Source organism: Paenibacillus sp. FSL R7-0216 (assembly GCF_037969915.1).
Taxonomy (GTDB): domain Bacteria; phylum Bacillota; class Bacilli; order Paenibacillales; family Paenibacillaceae; genus Fontibacillus; species Fontibacillus rhizolycopersici.
On the sequence record NZ_CP150222.1, the window covers coordinates 1,431,804 to 1,450,735 of the forward strand.

Annotated in this window: 24 protein-coding genes, 5 tRNA genes and 1 pseudogene; 24 read left to right on the forward strand and 6 right to left on the reverse strand. The window is 41.9% G+C overall.

Annotation, left to right across the window (positions count from 1 at the left end; all coding sequences use genetic code 11):
• Positions 1 to 11: 11 nt before the first annotated feature.
• Positions 12 to 1,283, reverse strand: a complete 1,272-nt coding sequence (locus MKZ15_RS06095) for an MFS transporter (RefSeq protein WP_193415508.1) — start codon at positions 1,281 to 1,283, stop codon at positions 12 to 14.
• 242 nt (positions 1,284 to 1,525) lie between these two features.
• Between MKZ15_RS06095 and MKZ15_RS06100 the strand changes: the two genes are divergently transcribed.
• From MKZ15_RS06100 to MKZ15_RS06115, 4 genes are all read left to right on the forward strand, one after another.
• Positions 1,526 to 1,601 (forward strand) — tRNA-Asn (locus MKZ15_RS06100).
• Between the two features lie 10 nt (positions 1,602 to 1,611).
• Positions 1,612 to 1,700 (forward strand) — tRNA-Ser (locus MKZ15_RS06105).
• A 187-nt stretch (positions 1,701 to 1,887) separates the two neighbouring features.
• Positions 1,888 to 1,962: transfer RNA gene (locus MKZ15_RS06110), tRNA-Glu, on the forward strand.
• Positions 1,963 to 1,991: 29 nt separating this feature from the next.
• Positions 1,992 to 2,074, forward strand: a tRNA-Leu gene (locus MKZ15_RS06115).
• A 67-nt stretch (positions 2,075 to 2,141) separates the two neighbouring features.
• On the opposite strand, the gene MKZ15_RS06120 is transcribed toward MKZ15_RS06115, so the two are convergent.
• A complete protein-coding gene (locus MKZ15_RS06120) occupies positions 2,142 to 2,993 on the reverse strand; it encodes an HAD family hydrolase (protein WP_193415507.1) in 852 nt (283 codons plus the stop codon).
• 93 nt (positions 2,994 to 3,086) lie between these two features.
• On the opposite strand from MKZ15_RS06120, the gene MKZ15_RS06125 reads away from it, so the two are divergent.
• Both MKZ15_RS06125 and MKZ15_RS06130 read left to right on the forward strand, forming a co-directional pair.
• On the forward strand, positions 3,087 to 3,407 hold the full coding sequence (locus MKZ15_RS06125; protein WP_336244866.1) for an AzlD domain-containing protein: 321 nt from the start codon (positions 3,087 to 3,089) through the stop codon (positions 3,405 to 3,407).
• Between the two features lie 38 nt (positions 3,408 to 3,445).
• The gene (locus MKZ15_RS06130; protein WP_339820654.1) at positions 3,446 to 4,201 is read left to right on the forward strand and encodes an AzlC family ABC transporter permease; all 756 of its coding nucleotides are present in this window, start codon (positions 3,446 to 3,448) and stop codon (positions 4,199 to 4,201) included.
• 11 nt (positions 4,202 to 4,212) lie between these two features.
• Here MKZ15_RS06130 and MKZ15_RS06135 read toward each other — a convergent pair whose 3' ends face one another.
• Entirely contained in the window at positions 4,213 to 4,845 is a 633-nt protein-coding gene (locus tag MKZ15_RS06135; protein WP_339820657.1) for a PAS domain-containing protein, read from the reverse strand.
• 204 nt (positions 4,846 to 5,049) lie between these two features.
• Between MKZ15_RS06135 and MKZ15_RS06140 the strand changes: the two genes are divergently transcribed.
• The 15 genes and pseudogenes from MKZ15_RS06140 to MKZ15_RS06210 all read left to right on the forward strand — a co-directional run bounded on the left by MKZ15_RS06140 (position 5,050) and on the right by MKZ15_RS06210 (position 14,623).
• Positions 5,050 to 5,412, forward strand: coding sequence for a helix-turn-helix transcriptional regulator (locus tag MKZ15_RS06140; RefSeq protein ID WP_239483494.1), 363 nt, complete (start codon positions 5,050 to 5,052; stop codon positions 5,410 to 5,412).
• Positions 5,413 to 5,471: 59 nt separating this feature from the next.
• Positions 5,472 to 5,554, forward strand: a tRNA-Leu gene (locus MKZ15_RS06145).
• A gap of 252 nt (positions 5,555 to 5,806) precedes the next feature.
• Positions 5,807 to 6,085, forward strand: a complete 279-nt coding sequence (locus MKZ15_RS06150) for a hypothetical protein (protein ID WP_155606492.1) — start codon at positions 5,807 to 5,809, stop codon at positions 6,083 to 6,085.
• A gap of 105 nt (positions 6,086 to 6,190) precedes the next feature.
• A complete protein-coding gene (locus MKZ15_RS06155) occupies positions 6,191 to 6,616 on the forward strand; it encodes a thiol-disulfide oxidoreductase DCC family protein (RefSeq protein ID WP_339820660.1) in 426 nt (141 codons plus the stop codon).
• A gap of 165 nt (positions 6,617 to 6,781) precedes the next feature.
• Complete coding sequence (locus tag MKZ15_RS06160) at positions 6,782 to 7,924, forward strand: hypothetical protein (protein WP_339820663.1); 1,143 nt, start codon at positions 6,782 to 6,784, stop codon at positions 7,922 to 7,924.
• A 3-nt stretch (positions 7,925 to 7,927) separates the two neighbouring features.
• Positions 7,928 to 8,779 (forward strand): annotated as a pseudogene (locus tag MKZ15_RS06165) (ATPase, T2SS/T4P/T4SS family); the annotation flags it as partial.
• A gap of 570 nt (positions 8,780 to 9,349) precedes the next feature.
• The gene (locus MKZ15_RS06170) at positions 9,350 to 9,658 is read left to right on the forward strand and encodes a hypothetical protein (RefSeq protein WP_339820666.1); all 309 of its coding nucleotides are present in this window, start codon (positions 9,350 to 9,352) and stop codon (positions 9,656 to 9,658) included.
• Between the two features lie 26 nt (positions 9,659 to 9,684).
• Positions 9,685 to 10,137 (forward strand): hypothetical protein, encoded by a 453-nt coding sequence (locus tag MKZ15_RS06175; RefSeq protein ID WP_339820669.1) that lies wholly within the window; start codon positions 9,685 to 9,687, stop codon positions 10,135 to 10,137.
• Positions 10,138 to 10,166: 29 nt separating this feature from the next.
• A complete protein-coding gene (locus tag MKZ15_RS06180; RefSeq protein ID WP_339820671.1) occupies positions 10,167 to 10,628 on the forward strand; it encodes a hypothetical protein in 462 nt (153 codons plus the stop codon).
• A gap of 41 nt (positions 10,629 to 10,669) precedes the next feature.
• Positions 10,670 to 11,449 (forward strand): UPF0489 family protein, encoded by a 780-nt coding sequence (locus MKZ15_RS06185; protein ID WP_339820674.1) that lies wholly within the window; start codon positions 10,670 to 10,672, stop codon positions 11,447 to 11,449.
• Positions 11,450 to 11,968: 519 nt separating this feature from the next.
• Positions 11,969 to 12,475 carry a hypothetical protein gene (locus MKZ15_RS06190; protein WP_339820676.1) on the forward strand — a complete coding sequence of 169 codons (507 nt, stop codon included), beginning with the start codon at positions 11,969 to 11,971 and terminating at the stop codon, positions 12,473 to 12,475.
• A 135-nt stretch (positions 12,476 to 12,610) separates the two neighbouring features.
• A complete protein-coding gene (locus MKZ15_RS06195; RefSeq protein WP_339820678.1) occupies positions 12,611 to 12,751 on the forward strand; it encodes a hypothetical protein in 141 nt (46 codons plus the stop codon).
• 176 nt (positions 12,752 to 12,927) lie between these two features.
• Entirely contained in the window at positions 12,928 to 13,305 is a 378-nt protein-coding gene (locus MKZ15_RS06200) for a helix-turn-helix transcriptional regulator (RefSeq protein ID WP_339820680.1), read from the forward strand.
• 295 nt (positions 13,306 to 13,600) lie between these two features.
• Complete coding sequence (locus MKZ15_RS06205; RefSeq protein ID WP_339820683.1) at positions 13,601 to 13,975, forward strand: hypothetical protein; 375 nt, start codon at positions 13,601 to 13,603, stop codon at positions 13,973 to 13,975.
• Positions 13,976 to 13,996: 21 nt separating this feature from the next.
• Positions 13,997 to 14,623, forward strand: a complete 627-nt coding sequence (locus MKZ15_RS06210; protein WP_339820686.1) for a hypothetical protein — start codon at positions 13,997 to 13,999, stop codon at positions 14,621 to 14,623.
• 63 nt (positions 14,624 to 14,686) lie between these two features.
• Here MKZ15_RS06210 and MKZ15_RS06215 read toward each other — a convergent pair whose 3' ends face one another.
• Both MKZ15_RS06215 and MKZ15_RS06220 read right to left on the reverse strand, forming a co-directional pair.
• Positions 14,687 to 15,364 carry a hypothetical protein gene (locus MKZ15_RS06215; protein WP_339820689.1) on the reverse strand — a complete coding sequence of 226 codons (678 nt, stop codon included), beginning with the start codon at positions 15,362 to 15,364 and terminating at the stop codon, positions 14,687 to 14,689.
• A gap of 120 nt (positions 15,365 to 15,484) precedes the next feature.
• Complete coding sequence (locus MKZ15_RS06220; protein WP_339820691.1) at positions 15,485 to 15,691, reverse strand: helix-turn-helix transcriptional regulator; 207 nt, start codon at positions 15,689 to 15,691, stop codon at positions 15,485 to 15,487.
• Positions 15,692 to 15,854: 163 nt separating this feature from the next.
• Between MKZ15_RS06220 and MKZ15_RS06225 the strand changes: the two genes are divergently transcribed.
• Positions 15,855 to 16,250: a hypothetical protein gene (locus MKZ15_RS06225; protein ID WP_339820694.1), complete on the forward strand. Its 396-nt coding sequence runs from the start codon at positions 15,855 to 15,857 to the stop codon at positions 16,248 to 16,250.
• 292 nt (positions 16,251 to 16,542) lie between these two features.
• Here the strand turns inward: MKZ15_RS06225 and MKZ15_RS06230 are convergent, their stop codons facing one another.
• A complete protein-coding gene (locus MKZ15_RS06230) occupies positions 16,543 to 16,749 on the reverse strand; it encodes a hypothetical protein (RefSeq protein ID WP_339820697.1) in 207 nt (68 codons plus the stop codon).
• Positions 16,750 to 17,126: 377 nt separating this feature from the next.
• Between MKZ15_RS06230 and MKZ15_RS06235 the strand changes: the two genes are divergently transcribed.
• Both MKZ15_RS06235 and MKZ15_RS06240 read left to right on the forward strand, forming a co-directional pair.
• Positions 17,127 to 17,840 carry a helix-turn-helix transcriptional regulator gene (locus MKZ15_RS06235; RefSeq protein WP_339820700.1) on the forward strand — a complete coding sequence of 238 codons (714 nt, stop codon included), beginning with the start codon at positions 17,127 to 17,129 and terminating at the stop codon, positions 17,838 to 17,840.
• 168 nt (positions 17,841 to 18,008) lie between these two features.
• Complete coding sequence (locus tag MKZ15_RS06240) at positions 18,009 to 18,854, forward strand: hypothetical protein (RefSeq protein ID WP_339820703.1); 846 nt, start codon at positions 18,009 to 18,011, stop codon at positions 18,852 to 18,854.
• The last annotated feature ends 78 nt before the right edge of the window (positions 18,855 to 18,932 follow it).

Below are 18,932 nucleotides of genomic sequence, written 5' to 3' on the forward strand. Positions count from 1 at the left end.
GCATGATCGGATCAGATCTCCATGAAATTTCGCTGTTTCATCAACATAAAAACGGGAACCAGCAAGAGAATACCAAAACTCACATACAGCAGGTGGACTTGCACCCATTCCCCCAGGATACCGGCGAGGGCACTCCCCGCGGGTATCGCACAAGTACACACCATTCCGTAAAGCGCCCCCACGCGGCCAAGGAGCTCCTTCGGCACCGTTTCCATAAAATAGGTGGTAGAAGGCGTGCTGCATAACGAGACGGACAGACCTATCCCAAAGCTGAACAACGTGGCCATGGCCAGCGGTTGAATCGGTAGGACCGCAGGTAAGTACATCAGCGCATAATTGAGGCCAAGCAGCAGATATCCGGTTAAGATGAGTCGGCTTTTTTTATAGGCAGCACCTCTTTTGCCTATCCATAATCCGCTGACAATGGTTCCGCAGACCAAGCTAATCCCCATTAAGCTTAAGCCGACAGGGCCCGAACCTAAGATTTCATCCACGTAGACGACATTCAGCACGTTAAACGGCGATAAGCAGAAGTTAACGAAGGCCGCAGCCATGACGATGGTAATGAGCAGCTTATTGGATTTGAGATACAGCAACCCTGCTTTTAGTTCCTGAAAGAAGGAGCTTTTGCTTTCCGCGGCGTTATGATGAGGTTCAGGCGAAGTCTGTCGGGGCGCTCGGATCAGCAGGATGAAAGCAGCGGCGATGGTGAAAGTAAGCCCGTCGATCAGGATGGCCGCGGAGATTCCAAAGCTTGCAATGATGCCGCCAACGGCCGCCATTCCCGCTAATTCAGCCGCCCGAGAGGCGGAGGTGCTAAAGGAATTGCCGCTTAGCAGTTTTTCCTTAGGCAGCAATTGGGGAACTAGGGCCAGTTCGGCAGGAGATGCGAAGCATTCCAGCGTTGAGGTGAGTAGCGTCAACACATAAAGATGCCATGGGACAAGCCAGCCTTGCCAATAGAGCAAAGCCGTGAAGCAAACGATCAGGCCGCGTCCCAGATAAGTAATGGCGACGACCTTTCGTTTGGACCAGCGGTCCACCAGCGTTCCTGCAAAAAAACTGAAGGCTATGTTCGGTATGAAATTGAGCGCAAACAAAGTACCCATCAACAGCTTGGAGCCGGTGAGCATGTATACCATCCAACTGTAAGCAATGGAATCGACGGAATCCCCAAATCGGGAAATCACACGGGCCAGCAGAAGATACATAAACGATTTGTAAACCGCCAGTCCTCTAAACCCGGGAAATGGTTGACTTTTGACCCGCACTTCTTGACTCATGAGCACCCATCCTTTAAAAATAATCATACGTTAAAATTTATTTAACGTTATGTTTATTTTATTGAATTTCCAACAGAATGCAACCCTTTTTTTGTTTGGCTTGTCCTTGTGAGTTCCATTTGCGATTTCCCTTACACCTAAAAGGATTGGGGAAAGAAGGAAGGGGCTCGAAAGCGCTATGAATCTTGACTTTGCCGCGGAAGCGTGATAAATTAATTCATGTTCTCGTTATTTAAGACTGTTCCCCGATAGCTCAGTTGGTAGAGCACTCGACTGTTAATCGAGTTGTCACAGGTTCGAGTCCTGTTCGGGGAGCCATTTCATTCTTGGAGAGATACCCAAGTGGCTATAAGGGGACCCTCTGCTAAGGGGTTAGACTGCGTAAGCGGTGCGAGGGTTCGAATCCCTCTCTCTCCGTTGAGTATAATTGTGAATGTAGAAATCCCTCCGGTGATCCGGAGGGATTTCTGGCGATTAAAGCCAATAGTAGATGAAAGAGAATGGCAGGATTTGTAAGCTTATGTCAATAATTTAAGGGTTGCAAGGTGCATCTCTTTTTGATATACTCATTTTTGTCGCTGCCTCAAAGCGACGGTTAGATTGTGGCCCGTTGGTCAAGGGGTTAAGACACCTCCCTTTCACGGAGGTAACAGGGGTTCGAATCCCCTACGGGTCACCATTCGATTTTAGGATTTTCAAATTGAATATGCGGTCGTGGTGGAATGGCAGACACGCTATCTTGAGGGGGTAGTGGGCGTACGCCCGTGGAGGTTCGAGTCCTCTCGACCGCATCCCAGTAAGAAAGAACCTTGCGGTTAGCAAGGTTCTTTCTTCATACCTGCAGCCGTGAGCAAGGGGCTAGATTTCGAGCAAGGATCGAATGGCGTAGGCGACCCCATGATCGTTATTGGATCGGGTGGTCATCGTGGACAGACGCTTGATCTCTTCCACCGCATTGCCCATCGCAATTTTGGTTCCTGCGGTTTCAAACATCGAGATGTCATTGTAGCTGTCTCCGATGACAACGGTATCGGACATGTCCACTCCCAACTGGCCTGCGAGGAATTGCAAGGCGCTTCCTTTATCGGTTTCCTTCGCGATAACCTCAACGATGTGGTTGGCAGAGGAAGTGGTATGCACCTGCGGTTGCTCGTTGAAATGCTCCGTAATTTCGTTCAGCCTGTCTGCGTTGAAGGTATAAACCAAGAGTTTATATATTGGACGGCCCTGCTCAAGCAATAGTAGCGGTTGGTCGATTCCCCGGAAACCAAATTGGACGAACTGGATTTTGGCGCTCTCCCAGAGCTGATCCCGATCGACCTCCGGATTCGCGCTAACGAGAATATCCATTTCAGCCAGCAGTTTCTGCTCGCCGTCGGAAGGCGAATAAATGGCTTCCGGGCAAAAGATTTCGAAATACACATTTTGCTTCAATAGATAACGAATGGCCTCCGCGGCAGCGCTTGGGTCAATTGGCGTTTCCCGCAGCAGCTTTCCTTTCGAGTCGAAAACTTCCGCTCCATTCGAAGCAATGATCGGGATCCACAGCTCTCCGGTTAAATGTCGGGCGTCAAAGCTAGCTCTCCCGGTGCAGAGCGTTACAGTATGGCCCTGGCTTACCGCATGCGAAATGGCGTCCAAGCCTTGGGGACTCGGGCGGCTGTCCGAGGTGAGCAATGTTCCGTCCAAATCCACGGCAATCAATTTCATGGTAGTTTCCTCCTAGCCCATCGTTGGGGGTGTTGTCTGTTTTTCTAGAGTATAGATTATGAAATGCATTTCAGGTCAAGGAGAGATCAAGACGTGGCAACCCAGCTTTGGATTATTATTCTGATTGGAGCAGGAACTTATTTATTGCGGGCAGGTTCTTTAGTATTAGGGAGCCGTGTCCGATGGTCTGAATCGACGAAAGAATGGTTGTCCTATGTGTCTCCTGCCGTGCTAGGCGCGCTGATTGGACCGCTTCTGCTGCTCAAAGACGGGAAGTGGATTCCGCTAGTGGATAATTCGATGCTGTTTGCAGCAATTCCTACGATGATTATTGCCTGGTGGTCACGACGGCTTCTATTAACCGTGGCTGCCGGCGTCTTGTTTTATGCCGGCTTTCTTACCTGGTTAGGGTAGATGGAAAAGTACCCATTAGAGGGAAGGGAATGGCGTTCATGAACCGAATGAATCGGTCGTATCAAAGAGAAGAAATCCAACTGGCTTTGCGGGATGCGTTCCCGATCATGTTAGCTTATTTTCCGTTGTCCATGACTTACGGCGTGCTCGCTGCAGCGGGAGGGTTACAGGGAGGAATCACCGTGTTCAGCTCGGTGTGGATTTTCTCGGGAGGAGCTCAGTTTATGTTGCTAGGCATGTTCGCCTCGGCCGCAGCCCCCGTTACAATTATCACGACACTCCTCCTGTTAAGCATGCGTCATGTTCTGTATGGTGCGACGATGGGGCCTTATTTGGCGAATTGGCGGGAATCCGGGAAGTGGCTGGCGGCGATGGGTCTTACGGACGAAGGGTTTGCAGTGACTTCGAGCCGGGCAGCGCAAGGGGACATCATATCGCCTTCCTATTATATTACTTTCGCTATGGCCATTTATGGATCATGGGTGGCAGGTACAGCAGCGGGCACTGGGCTGGGCGGTTTTGTTACCGCAGAGCTGGCTGAGGTGTTAACTTTCGCGCTGCCGGCACTCTTCATCGCCCTGCTTGCCGGGGGGAAACGCACGCTGCCGTTTATGGCCGCCGCGGGATGCGGGGCAGTGCTCGCTACCTTGGCGGCGTTACTCCAGCTTGGGGGTGTCGGCCTGATCGCCGGAGGCTTGGTCGGTGCTACGTTAGGGCAGCAGATCAGCCGAGTGAGAAAGGGGCGGATGAATCCCGCCCCGACCAAAGCCAAAGTAGAAAGAACGATACGTTAAGTGTGAGCAGGTTATTCCGACTGGGGCGGCAGATCCAGGATCGAAGAATATTTGGGGTATAGTGCTCGAATGCAATCCGGACAAATATCATGGGTAAATTCGGCGTGGGTATGCTTAATAAGGTAGGCTTCGATGGTGCTCCACATTTCGCTTTCGTCTTTAATTTTCTTGCATACGGCGCAAATCGGCAACAGCCCCCGGAGCGTTCGAATATGAGCCAAATCATGCTGCATTTGAATTTCCTGACGTTTCATTCGGGTGATGTCGGTGCAGGTGATCACGATTCCATGGGGAGGGGCGGATGCCTCTTCGGCATAAGGGGTCATTTCGGCAAGATACCATAGTTCCTCTTCGGTGGTTGGGGCCTTGAATTCAAAGGCAAATATCTTGGTATCCCCATTTAAAATACGCGAAAATTGCTCCAGCAGCTGGCGGACGTTAAAATAAGTAAGATGATGGGGGCCATGCTGAAAAAACTGAAATAGATTCAAACCGGGCCGCCCCCATTCGGGAGCAACGCCAAGTTGAGAGGCTCGATTGGCCCAGGTCCGATTGACGGAGACGATCGTTCCGTTAGGGTCTAGGATCGCAACGCTTTGATTTAACGAATGATAGGGTTCTTTCCAACGCGGGTTCTCTTTCACGGCGGGTGCGCTCCTGTCATGAAATAAGGGCAGTCTTCCGACCTATTAAGTACTTGTCGGCCCTGTGTTAAGATATAGGCGTATGTTAGCCTCATGGAATAGTATCGCGGTATCTTACTCTATTATATACGCATATGCGTCGTTCTACAACGGAAAAATAACTTAATTGCGTCATTAATGTTTGTTAGGAAGGTTGGAGAGAAGTTGTCGATTTACGAACGTATCGAATTGCTGATCAAAAACGCCGGTATGACTAAAAAAGCCTTTTGCCTAGAACTTGGGATCAGTACAGGAAATCTCGGGGACTGGAAGCGCGGCAAGTCCACGCCGAGTACGAATAAATTGATTGAAATCGCCGCGTTTTTTGATGTCAGCCTGGACTGGCTCATGACCGGAAGAGAGAAACAGGCCGAATTGGTGCAAGACCAAAGAACGGAATATGTCTCCATCGAAAAAGATTGGAATTTGTTTGCGAGCTCATTGACTGAATCAGAGCGGGCTTTCGTGCGGGAGTACATCGAGTTTACCCGTTACCGGAGGCTGAAGGCCGGGCGGAGGGACAAATAATTCCACTTTACTTTTCATGACTACGAAGATATAATAATTCATGTTCGTCTTTTAGAATCGCGGTCGTGGTGGAATGGCAGACACGCTATCTTGAGGGGGTAGTGGGCGTACGCCCGTGGAGGTTCGAGTCCTCTCGACCGCATCATTGAAGCCGATAAAGAACTTCTCGGAAACTCCGGGAGGTTCTTTTTTGGTTATGCAAAGTTGTTTTTCGTAGTCTGGGTGTATGGGGCGGGGAAGATTTGCACATTCTAATAGACATCTTGCACAATATGCGCCGGATCAGGCCGTTTGGGCGGGTTTTCAAGTTGACATGCTGATAAAAATTATTTAATATGACTAAGTACTAAAAGAGCTTCGCTCTGGAAAGAAATTTGATAATATGGGTGATAACATGTCCTACAGACCGAATGTTGTAAATGTAACCAAGGCCGGCAGCAACGATAAGGACGGGTTGTATGAGTTTATCGTGAATATGGCCGACGGTACGGCGTGCCGCGTGTTTTACCACCGTAATCCCGAATGGCGGTTAACCAACGTCAGCAGGCTGCAAAAGACACCTTGCCCGGTCTGCCGTAAAGACTTCATTTGCCAATGCATGGAGAAATTTTCGGGTGAAATTAACCGTCAAATGGTAGAAGGACAGTGGCTCGACAAGCTTTCGTCCAAGTAATCGCTTTTGCCATCTGGCGACGGCAAGCACGGGATATTTCCCGTGCTTTTTTCTTATATATCATTTAGGAGCAGCGTCGAAGCCGCAAGGAGAGGGGGCTAGAGCGTGTCTGAGGGGCCAAATGAATGGAAAGGGCACGTCATCTTATTCGATGGGGTTTGTCATTTATGCCAAGGAGCCGTCAAGTTTATCATCAAGCGTGACCCGGTAGGGCGATTCCGCTTTGCTTCCTTGCAATCGCCGGCCGGCAGCCGGTTGCTGAGAGCAGCGGGGGCACGTGAGGAAGCGCTGGACAGCGTCGTTTTGATTGAACACGGGACTCCCTATACCCGCTCGGCGGCGGCACTGCGTATAGCCAGAGGTTTACGGTATCCCTGGCCGCTGCTATATGTGCTGATCATCGTCCCGCGAGGCCTTCGGGATGCGGCATATCAATTCGTCGCGAAGCATCGTTACCGCTGGTTTGGGAAGGACGAGGCCTGCCTGGTTCCGACCCGTGAGCTGAAGGAGCGGTTTTTGGAGGACGGGTAGAGGCGTTGAATCTATAAAAAAATCTTGTCTGCGATCCATATTTGTGATATTCTTACTGTAAATTTAAGGAATACGGGAACGGTAGCACCGTCCATGATCCGATTTTCATTCGGGTTTTGGGCGGTGCTTTTTTGTTTTCGTTCCATTGAAGAAGGAGGGTGGATCATGGTTCCGATTAAATTGGTGCTGGCCGTGCAAGAAGAGGAGTATATCGACCCGTTTCTGCGGTATGTGCATGCAAGCGAGTTTGATCGGCGTTTGGTGGTGACGGCATTTAGCCGAAAAGAGGCATTTGCCCAATATGTGTTGGAGTCCGGCGGGGACATCGACGCAATATTGGGGGATGCGACATTTCTTGAGGCGGTTGATCCGCTGAAGCGGCCTGGACTCTGCTGCATTCAGCTGGGGGAAGACGGCAATCTCACGGGAGCCAACGGCCTTTGTATTGAGAAGTATCAACCGCTGCATCAGTTGCTTTCTTCGGTTGTCGAGCTTGTTCGAGGAGGCTTTGGGACATCGATGCCTTCCCGCGGACGGCCAATCGTCATCGGGGTTTACTCTACCGTTGGCGGCTGCGGCAAGACGACGGTTGCGCTTCATTTGGCTCGGCAGCTGGCGACGGAAGGGGGAAAGGTGTTTTACCTCAACCTGGAGACGATCGGCAGTGAACTGACCCATGCCGGACAGAGCTTACGAGAGGGGCAGGCGGGGTTGGCCCGGCTGTTGTACGATCTGAAGGCGGCGGATGACCGGCGGGAGCCGCCGCGGTTTCCGATATCTGCTTACGCCTACAGGCATCCCGTCCTGCAAGGGGACACGCTTGCTCCCCCGGACAATCTCAACGAGCTGCTGGAAATGGAACGCAAGGATACGTCGGAGTTACTCGAGTACATCGCAGGCAGCGGTTTGTACGACTCGGTGATCGTGGATATGGATTCCTTTCCGGACGGCCGTACGGAAGCGGTCCTGGAGCGGGCTGATCGTGTTGTATGGATCGTCACGGACGACTGGGGAGTGATGCGCAAAACCGGGGGCTGGCTGGCTCATCTTGAACGCACCCGTCCAGATTGTTACCGGTCGCTGCTGGGGAAAGCCCGGTTTGTACTAAATCGTTATACGGGGAAGCGGTCGGTGGATTTGCCAAGGCCGGATTTGAAAATTCAGGCAACGTTATCCCACATTCCCGCCTGGAGTCAAGGCAACCGCCAAGGGGATTTGCTGTACTCCCCTCTTTATCAACGCGATATGATTCGGCTATGCAGCGAACTCCATGGCGAGGGGCCAATCACGCTGGCGCTGGAGGGATAAGTGATGGAGGAAGCGGACTTTGCGGCGCTGCGCAGTGAAATCCGCCAGGGACTGGACGTCACCTCCGTCTTGAACGACGACCAGCTGCTCGACTTTATCGAGCGGCGCGTGCTTGATGACCGGCGTTTGAGCGGAGCGACCGCGGCTGAGAAGCGGAAATGGGTGCGCAGGCTGTACGATTCGTTTCGAGGACTCGACGTCCTTCAACCGCTCGTTGAGGATCGCGGCGTCACGGAAATTATGATTAACAGCCATGAGGAGATATTCGTTGAACGGGAGGGGCAGGTTAGGCGGATTCCTGTCCGCTTCGAATCCCGGGAACGCTTGGAAGACATCATCCAAACGATCGTATCTGGCGTTAATCGGATGGTGAATGAATCGTCGCCGATCGTTGATGCTCGGCTTCGGGACGGGTCGCGGGTCAATATTGTTCTGCCGCCTGTCGCCTTAAAGGGACCGACGATGACGATTCGCAAATTTCCGGAACGACCGCTAACGATGGAGCAATTAGTCTCGATTGGTTCGCTTAGCGAGGAAGCGGCGGAGCTGCTGCAACGGCTTGTTCGAAGCAAATATAACATCTTTATCAGCGGTGGAACGGGCTCAGGAAAGACGACATTTTTGAACGCTTTGTCCCAGTTTATTCCGTCCGATGAGAGGGTGATCACGATTGAGGATTCGGCCGAGTTGCAGATCGTCACGGTACCGAATCTAGTATCGCTCGAAACCCGGAATGCGAATACGGAAGGGAAGGGTGAAATTACCGTCCGCGATTTGATTCGATCCTCGCTGCGGATGCGGCCCAACCGAATTGTCGTCGGTGAGGTGCGTGGAGCTGAGGCACTGGACATGCTGCACGACATATTTAGTTAAAGGTAATTATTTATTAGCTCAATTCAAATGACTCTAATTTTGATTTTTATATGAAGCTACATAAAACTATTAAGCTAGCCGTATTCATCGCTTAGAAGGCCTACTAGGGACGTTAAACAACGCGATTATTTCCTGAGTGACATAGCAAATAAGATTCATAGAATAATGTGTGGTATTGGTGGAAGACATTAGAGTATTATGAAGGTAATATGGTTCCAGATTTAACCATCGGGGAAGTTTAAGGAAATTTATGGTGAGAAGGTGATTTTTATGTGCTATTTATGTAACAATATTCAGGCTAGTCTATCGGAAATCAGGAGATACGATAAAAGTAAAGAATCGATACGACAAGAGTTACACCGTAAGTTTGATAAACCAGACTATGTTTTCGACAGAGTTGATTACCTCAAACTTGTTGATCTTTTTTCTTGTTTTCCTGTTAAAGGACATCGAGTAGTGATTCATGATGCAACGCTACTTTACTTTAACGGTAAATGTGATTGTGAAAGAAAGTTACAAAAAAGTACTTTTATCTAGAGCGGAGTGAGAAAGATGGAGATCGTCACGAAGAAAAATCGAAACGCTGCTTCTTATGATGAGTTGAAATATAATCCGAGCCTGCCTGGTTACATACTTAAAAGGTTAAAGGAAGGACAACTTGATAGCGAGATAATCTTGAGAATTGGTGACTATTACACCGTCATCCCCGACAACCCCTTGAAAATGAAGCATAGGGATCGAACCTGTGAAATCGTTGAATTTGTGTTTGATGAATTGAAAAACCCTATAAAAGCTAAAGTAAAGTTCGAGGACAATAATCGGATCGGTAGAGTAGATTTGAGCGACTTGAAAACTCTCTAGATACTTAAATCATGAGGTGTGTGCTTATGTGGGCTATAAAATATGACCCGAAATTAATATCTAGAAATGATATTCCAATATCTATTGGATTGTATGCGTGGTTTAAAAAAGACATCCTTGAGTTAGCATACATAGGAAAAGCAATTGGAAGGGGCGGACTGAGAAAGCGCATTTGGTCGCAACACTTAAATCCCAAATATTTAGAAAGTAGACCGGATAAATTCACTAAGATGGATCATTTTCAACTGAACAATCCTATTTATCATAATAATAAATTGGTTATTGACAAATCTGCTTTTCGAAAAAATGTTTCTCGCATATTTTCGTTAAAAGCGGGTGTCGATTCAGTAGAATATATTAAGGATAACTTCCTATTTGCTTTTGAGATATTCAATCATGATGAAACTAATAAGGTTGTTGAACTTGAAAAACAATTAATTCAAGAATTAAAACCTATACTTAATATTGCATTTAGATAAAATGAGTCTTTCATTAGGAGCGACAATTTATGGGGAAGTTTAGCAAGAGTATTTTATATAAGAAACAAATAAATGAACTGCTGAAGCATGAATGGAAGATCGTTTATGACCAAAATAATGAGCGTGTAATAATTATTAATGAATATGACACAGAAATCAGTAACTCTTTACTTGGTTTTGTTGGTAGTGAAATCAATGATTACATCAATCGTAGAGAAGAAGAGACATTTGGAGAAAAAAGAAAACAGCGTTTGGATGAATTTACAATAAAGCGCCAAGGTATTGAAGATTATGTGCTAATTGAAGATAGAACTTCTATTTTAGAAGCATATCATGATAAAAATGAAATGTTTAACCTAGAGAAATTTGCTGTGTCGCCTTCCAACAATCTAAGATATGACGAATATAATGCATATTTGACACTAGCTGAAGCAGAAAAAGTTCTTCACGCACTTCAAAGTTTCGTTGATAAGAAAAGAAAAAATGAATAAGCAAATGAAATTAGCATTTCATAAGGAGTTGATGAATCTCAATGAGCGAAGAATGGAGAAAGAACATTAATTGGAAAGTTCATACTGATGATAAAAGGATCTACATAATGAGAGATCACAACTGGGCATTTGCTTCTTGGGAAATTGCAAGACTTGAAAAACGGATAAGTAATCAATCGATTGTAGTCCATGTTGATGCCCATCTTGATGATGTTCCCGATGGAGTGTTAGTTAAGAATTTACTCGGAGCAGAGACAAAAGAGGAAATACTGAAAGTTTGCCAAGGACATGACTATAGCACTGGACAAACATCGGAGTCCTATCTTATGAGAATTGATAATTTTATTTGGGCGGCACTGGCCCGAAAAACAATTGAGGAAGTTATTTATGTGTCTAATTATAGAGATGATGTTGTTTCATATGAAGACCTCATGAAAGACGATAAAAACCAGATGAATAGGTTGATTATTTCTGCGCTACCTTCAGGATTTAGTTATAAACATGAGCGGTTTAGGGAAATCGAAGATTTTCTTGAAGCATACGATAAAGACTTATTTGCTAATAAGGTTGGGAATAGATCGGCAATACTTGACTTGGATGTTGATGTTTTTAATACAGTGGATGACATACTTGACCCGATTCTTTTGTCGTCTGATAAGGTGAGAACATTTACCCAAAGACTCGTTGAACTCTATCCATGGGATATAATAACAATTGCAATATCTCCTATTTATTGTGGAGGATATGAGAAAGCAAAAGCTTTGTTAGAAGACGTGCTTAATGTAATGGATATAGATATTAATAAAATACCAAGATGGTAATGAAAACGAATCTTTCATAGGAAGGTGATTTAATGGATATTGTAACTAAAGTTAAGCCCTTCTTAATTAAATGCTCAGTAAGGTAGGTATTAACCCAATCGACGATCAGATTAGAGTTATAGATCGAGATAAACCACATTCCTGTAAATTTATTGACGCTAAGATGTTTGTTTATACCTATAAGTATCAAGACAAATATTAAAGATAGGTAAAGCCGGAAGAAACAGTAAAGAAAGATTCTATAGTCAACACTATAATCCAGAAAGCTCAAATAGTAATCTTGCGAAGTCCATCTTATTAGATACAACAATGAATCATTATTCGCTTACAAATTTAACCGTGGGAAACTGGATAAAAACAATGTTGAGCGAGTTGACATAGAGATAGATGAAGGGCTAGGAGTATCCACACTAAATCTAATTGAGTCGGTACTCCATTGCTTTCCGAAGTATGAGGGATTTCAATGTCAAAAGTCAACATGAAATATGACTGTCATGAAGAAGTGAGGTTCAACAACCAATGAGTAAAAAGTGGCTTGATTCTGATCAAGAAATTGATCGTATTCAAAATAGCAACAATTACATATCTGTGGAATTGGGCATTATTACAGTTGATCCCACCGAAATCATCGGATTGTCGCGTAAACTCGAAGAAAACGACTTGATATATTTGAGAAATAAGATAATAAATATGGGTTGGAAGGATATAAACCCAAGGGGCATAAGTTTAGTTCTTCGTCCAGAAGGTGGTTATGTCGTTGGAAGCGGTGGTAATCATCGAGCAATAATTAGTAATGAACTTGGTATTAAAGAGATCACAGCGGAAGTTATTGCTTACATAGATAAGAGTAAAATGACTGACGAAGAGAAAGAGCATATTCGACTAGAAGAAGAAAAGATTTCAGAATTAAATCGTAGTATTAGGCAATACAAGGGCGATGAAAAAAGATATAGGCTTATAGAAGAAATTGCAGCACTAGAGTTTGCCTTAGAGGAATATAAGAAGGGGATTTACTATCGAACTTAAGGGGGAAAGCAGGTTTGATGGACAAAGTAGTATGTCCCAAGTGTCAAAGTGTAGTGAAGGTTAAGAAACAGAACAAACGTTGCAAATGCAGAGTAATGATTAAACTGTCGGACTATTGATTAGGAGATGATACTAATGAATAAAGAGCTTTTCAAAGTACCTATGGACTATCAAAAACTAGAGAATGAACTTTACTTTAAACTGGAAAAGCAGCTTGGCATGGAAAAGTCCATTGAGTTGTTAGATGAATTTGTAGATTACCGAGAATTGTATTAAAAGATTGGTAATTATGTTGATGAGAACAAGTTAGCAGGAAAAAGCCGATATTTATCCAAAACAGTACGAGGACTTTGAAACATTTATCTCTTAGAGTTGAAGTTATATATAATTACGAAAAAGGTTATTCGCTATGTGAATGTTGATGAAGTTGATACCAACGGAGTTGATTAGTTTTGAATCAGAGTGAGCCTAATACTATTAATTCGATATATATGGATTTTACTGTGGCAGAACGCCTGAAGTTGGCGAGAGAGAGAGCTAGTTTATCGCAAATAGACGTTATGAATCGTGTAGGTGTAAACAATAAAACTTTAAGTGGATATGAGTCAGGTCGAGCCGAACCAAACTTAAATACGCTTAAACTTCTCTGTGATTTATACAAGGTTTCGGCTGATTGGATTCTAGGTCGAGCAAAGAATAATCTTAACAATAATAAAATTGATTTATCAGAAGAATCATTTATAGAAGTGTTAATTACCTACAATGGAAGAACACTGACGAGAAATCAAAAGCAAAGGTTAGTTAAACTGATACGGTTATTCATAGATTAATATATGGTGAAGTATGACAGTACATACATTTCCTTAATTAGGTGGAGTACAAACGTTGGGATTAGTAAGTTGAAATATGAAAACGTAGAAATGGTATACGCCCTAAACTAAATATGGTTGACTGAAAGAGAAAAGGAGATTCATTAAACTGGCCTAATGAAGTTGTATTTGGAGAAGATGAGGAGAAAAAAGGTCATATCCTCTATGGAAAATTATAAGTTTAGTTGTATTTATATCTGTGGATTGTGTTGATGGAAGGGAGAAAATGATAAACTCAAAAGGGGTTTGGCAATAAATGAGATTATTCCACGGGACTTCATCTGATAATGCAGCATCAATAATCAAACAAGGATTTTCGCTTGATTATCTAACAAAAGGATCGCTGGGGAAAGCAATTTATCTGTCTAGAGATTTTGATAAATGCGCAGAATACGGAAGACATATCTTGGCAGTTGAAGTAGATGAAAAATGTATTTTAAAAGACGATTTTTTATCAGTATCAACCTTTACTCCATCAACTGAATCGAGTCATGATTATACTTTTAGGTCAAAATTTAAGGAATACACTTTGTCAAAGGGGTTTAAGGGATTGGAGTTAAATGAATTCAATGAGATAGCTATTTATGATCTTAGCTGTATTTTGTCTGTTAAGATATATGCGATAAAATGACTGTTTTTTAGGAGGAAAAATATGACTGCTTTAAATTTCTTGTTTACTCAAGATGCTGTTTTTATTGCAATGGATACACTTTCATTATCAGATAGTAGAAAACCATTAAAATATGTTTCTAAAATATTTCCTTTGTTGCATTTAAGGTCTGTTATGTGTGGGACAGGGAATTTAGACCTTATCTTGCGCTGGTACAAGAGAATAGAAAGATATGTTGTAGCGAAAGACATCGATTATTTAAGTACTATAACACAAGAAAACCTTCAAGAATTAAATAGTGAAAATCCAAAGGAAGTAACTACCACCATCTATCAATTTGGATATTCCGAAGATAGAAAAGGATTCAGAGGATTTGTCTTTAGAAGTGACAAGAATTTTGAATTAGAGGAATATGAATATTGTGCTGCAATGAAACCAAAAGTGGATATAAATTTCTATAAAGAAATTGAAAAAAATGGTGTTGACGATGCATTTATTAAGATAATGCAGAAGCAAAAAGCAGAAGACGATAATAGTGATATTAGAGTTGGAATCGGAGGAGAAATTCATCGACTAACTTTATTGAAGGATACCGCTAACTTTGACATTATTTATAAGTTTCCAGGTTTTGAATCGCAATATGCAGAGATGATCAAAAATCTGCAATAACAATAGATGGAATCGTTCTTTTTTAAAGATAAAAAGCTGATTTAATCAATATAGTCCATTCCATCAATCGGAATGGGCTTCATTGTTTTGTTTTCTTATATTATTAAGCTTAATTGTAAATGGAACTAAATAATTTGAATCAACTCTAAATTGTGTTGATATATCGAAAAATGAAATTATTGATTCATCAAACGAAGAGACAAAATTTAGATTTACAAATGCATCAATACTTACTCTTTGGAAATTTTTCAAACCATTTTTTCTTGCTTGGGAAACTATATCAATAAATTTCGAGTTGGATTCATAATCGAAATACTTTGTTTTAATAAAAGTAGTTTCTCCAAGATCTCCACAGAAATAAATTTCATTATAAGAAATGTAATTGTCAAATTCCCCATTGGTACTGTAAATTCTTATATAAACTTTATCCAATAAAAACCGACTATATTCTGCATCTAGTAGGCTGGAGCATGGATAATCTCCCGTTACTTTTCGGTAGTGTTCATTAATGAACCATTTAACTAAGAAGGCTCTAAGTTCAAGATTATCACTATTCTCTGAAAAACGCTTTGTAACTGTCATTTTTGTTTTATCGTTATAACTCTTAAGAAAAAATCCTTTTTCGTCAACCCCCCACTCTTCTTCTTTGCCGGTATCTAAATAGACAGCTACTTTTCTACCATCTTCAAGTTCCTTTAACTCAATAATAGTATCGAGAATTCGAATATATCTACTATGCATTAAGCTTACCACCCATCTTATTGATATATGATAGATAGTAAATGATAGGTCATAAAAAAACTGTCAGTTAGTAGAAGAGACTATTAGCAATATTATAGTTTTTCTTGTCTAAAAAGTTGATTATTCCTCAAATTCTAGTAGTTGTGAAATATCCTTTATTTCTAATGCTTCCGCTATCCTGCTAAGCATATCAAGGTTTATTTCAGTTCTCGCATTTCTACATAATTCAGAAATAGCTGCCTGGCGAACATTTGCTATTTCGGACAACTGCATTTGAGTTATACCCTTTTCTTTCATTGCTTGTTTTAGCTTGATTTTGACTTTCATAATGCCTCCAAAAAAGTATTTGACATTATACGCCCATGCGTTTATTATATGATTAACAGATAAACGCATAGGCGTATATTTATATAATACAATTTCTTTGTGGAAATGTATACACGTTTCCTTTTATTTTCCTATGCAAAAATAAAATTCGGAGGTAATCAAAATGACAAAATTAATCAACGGTTTTTTAAACTCGTCCAAGGTTAGCCGGAAAGCAACAATTATCATCGAAAGTCTGGAACACTTTCTCAAGACAGAGCGGGATTGTGAACAATTCGTCAGGGAGTTTGCAAATAGGGCACTATGGAGTGATCCTAAAAAAACGTTAAAAATGATGAAACTGGCCAACGAAATCGGCAACTATCACTATCCACAAAAGACATTAGATGAATTACTGCAGATGGATACAAAGGAGGCGCTGCAGCATCTTTTTATGGAACCGGTCAACTGTGCTAAGTTAGGACGTTTCAAACAATCGAGTGCTAACATTACCGATTTATTTATGATCAAGCAGCAGCTACCTAATGTTAAATTGATGGGGGCATTGCTTTATGCTTAACAAAAATTCAATCTATTCTGTCAAAGTATATTACGTTTCCACTGGTGGTCCAATCAAGGATATTGGGTATAAAGTGAGACGTCTCGTAAAGGAAGCTTCATATAGGGGAACTACGCTAGAAAGGAGAATGGAGATTAGAATGGAGCTTACACAATTGAGAAGGGAGAAGCGCAAACTTGTTTCATAAGAAGAAGCGCAAAAAGAAAAAGCGCCAAGTCTCCACGAAAGACTAAGCGCCAAGGGTAAAACATAATACTCACCTTGATGAAGACAGAAGTTAGCTAAAAGTATATTATTGAGTCATTTTACTAATATACTCTTTAGATAATGCCTCGATCAGCTTTACTTCAGCGTCCGTATCTTCCTCAGAAAAAATTAGAGTTCCCCAGACTTTAAACTCTTCATCGTATGTTTTTAAAGTGTCTCTTCCGTGTTCATCGATGTCATATGTATATTCAATTCCTCCGGCTACTACTTTTTGTCCTGGGACTAGTTTCATGATTAACACCTCAACAATATTAGAATAAAAGAAAAAGCGCAAAGCCTACGCCAAGGCTAAGCGCCACAACTAGAAAGCATTTACCCAAAAAGGGGCGGTTAATCCGTCCCACTTTCCCATTACATTTTAACCTAAGGGTTGACTAAAATCAAATTCTAAAAGTAGGTGAATCAAGCTCAAGCATAAAATATTTTACCCCTTTACTAATACTTATTTCCTTGTGGTTACCTTTTTACTAGTTGCTGTGTTGCTAGAAGGGGAATAATTGTGTTAGGATCTACGAAAATTCAGTTTGACTTAATAATAAGTCGTTTAACATTGACTTAATATTAAGTCGATGTTATATTTGATCTAGTGGAGCTGAAGGAGGAATAAAATTGTCTATTGGTCTTGAATACATAGTCAAATTGTTTAATGGAAATTATTCAGCACTTGCCAAAAGATTGGATATTAAGCCTCAAACTGTAAGCGATTGGATAAGAGGAAAAAGAAAGATATCGCAAACAAAACTGGACGAACTTGAGAATTTGTTTAAATTGAAGAGAGAATTTTTTCAAAAAGAACTAACAGAGTCCGAGAAGATTGAAATTGATATTGAGTATTTAAATAGGATTTCAAAAAGGGATACGATATCTGTACCTGAGATTATTTATGAGGATGGTAACGCTTATGAAATAATGAGGGACTACAATCCTCATGAAAATGAACTAAGATCAAAATATGAGGAACTAGCAATTCAAAAACTTCTATTGAGGATAAAGGCGGTTCTTTACAATGAAGGATTTTCAGGAGAGTTTATTTTTGATAGGCATTTCAGTTTGTTGAATGACATTTGTTCTATGTTGGAAAAAGATGATTATATTGAGTTAGACAGTGAAGGTATTAAGCCAAAAGAAAGTATATTAGAGATCAGTGCAATCACAAAATTAGTTTATCTACTAGATAAGAGGAATAAATTAGCATATGGAACAAGGGATGAGAGTGAATTCACTTTAGAGCTTGAGGCACTGCTAATCAAATTCAATTATCTTGGTGAAGATACTAAATTGAGAAGAGAAGAAGATGATTCATTTTTTAATAATGTTGAATGACAGGGTAGAATTTGAACTCTTTATATCTAGGATTAATAATTGGGATATTAAGGAGGTGATGGAGATGCAATAATATATATCGACGAGGCAAATTATAAACACAAAATGAAAAGGGATAAGGTAATGAATAAATGATAGAGTGTAAAGAATTTAAAGTTTAAACGTGAATTGCATAATAAAGGAGATGTCTGTTATATATCTAAACCAAAACTAGGAAGACCCTTCGCATTACCGCCAACCGAACTACAGAAATGGTTAGCTAAATATGGAGAACAAAACGACAAACCAAGATCAATATTATTCGTATTAAATGCTATTGAAAGTGGATTAATAAAAGAGGAAGACGAGTTTGCGGCTCAACTACTTTATAATTCAATGGAATCAAGGATTAACAGTTGCAAATATGGGCAAGGGGTCTATGATGGTGTTTACTGTGATTGGAGTAACGTTATAGATGCATGTTCAGAAGTAATAATGAAAAGACCTGATATATGGTTACAATGGTGTGAGATGAGTAAGGTTTATCTAAGAGATGAGCAAAAATTATCGTCTAGACCAACTATAGACCGAATAAACGAAGATCCAACAATAGGTTATCGTTTATTTAATATTCAGGTGCTCAGTCATGGTGACAACGCTAAAAAGGCTTTATCTAAGCCACATTACGTTTTTGAGGTAGACTTAACTGATTCATTTAACCTACGAACAGATAAAAAGTATAAGAAGTATTCCAGTAAAAAAGAGGCAGTTGAATCGCTAGGTTTATCATTTTCTAGTGATAAAGGAAGATTGTATAGAAGTAACGGAAAAACTTACTTAGTGCAATCCGAACAAGTGACATTGGGGTTAAAGGAGATAGAGGAGTACGATGATGCTAACGAAGAAAAATGGTATAGAGCGTCGATTCCTATTGGAACATTAACAGATCAAAATGGAGTGGAATATTATGTTGGGCTTCCTTTTATTTTTCCTCAAATGAAAATTTTACTAAAGGATATTAATATCAATACATAATAAATACATGTATCGTTACTACTACTTTTAATACATATAAGGGAGAGGGGAAACACCTTTTCCCTTCCCTCCAAAAAT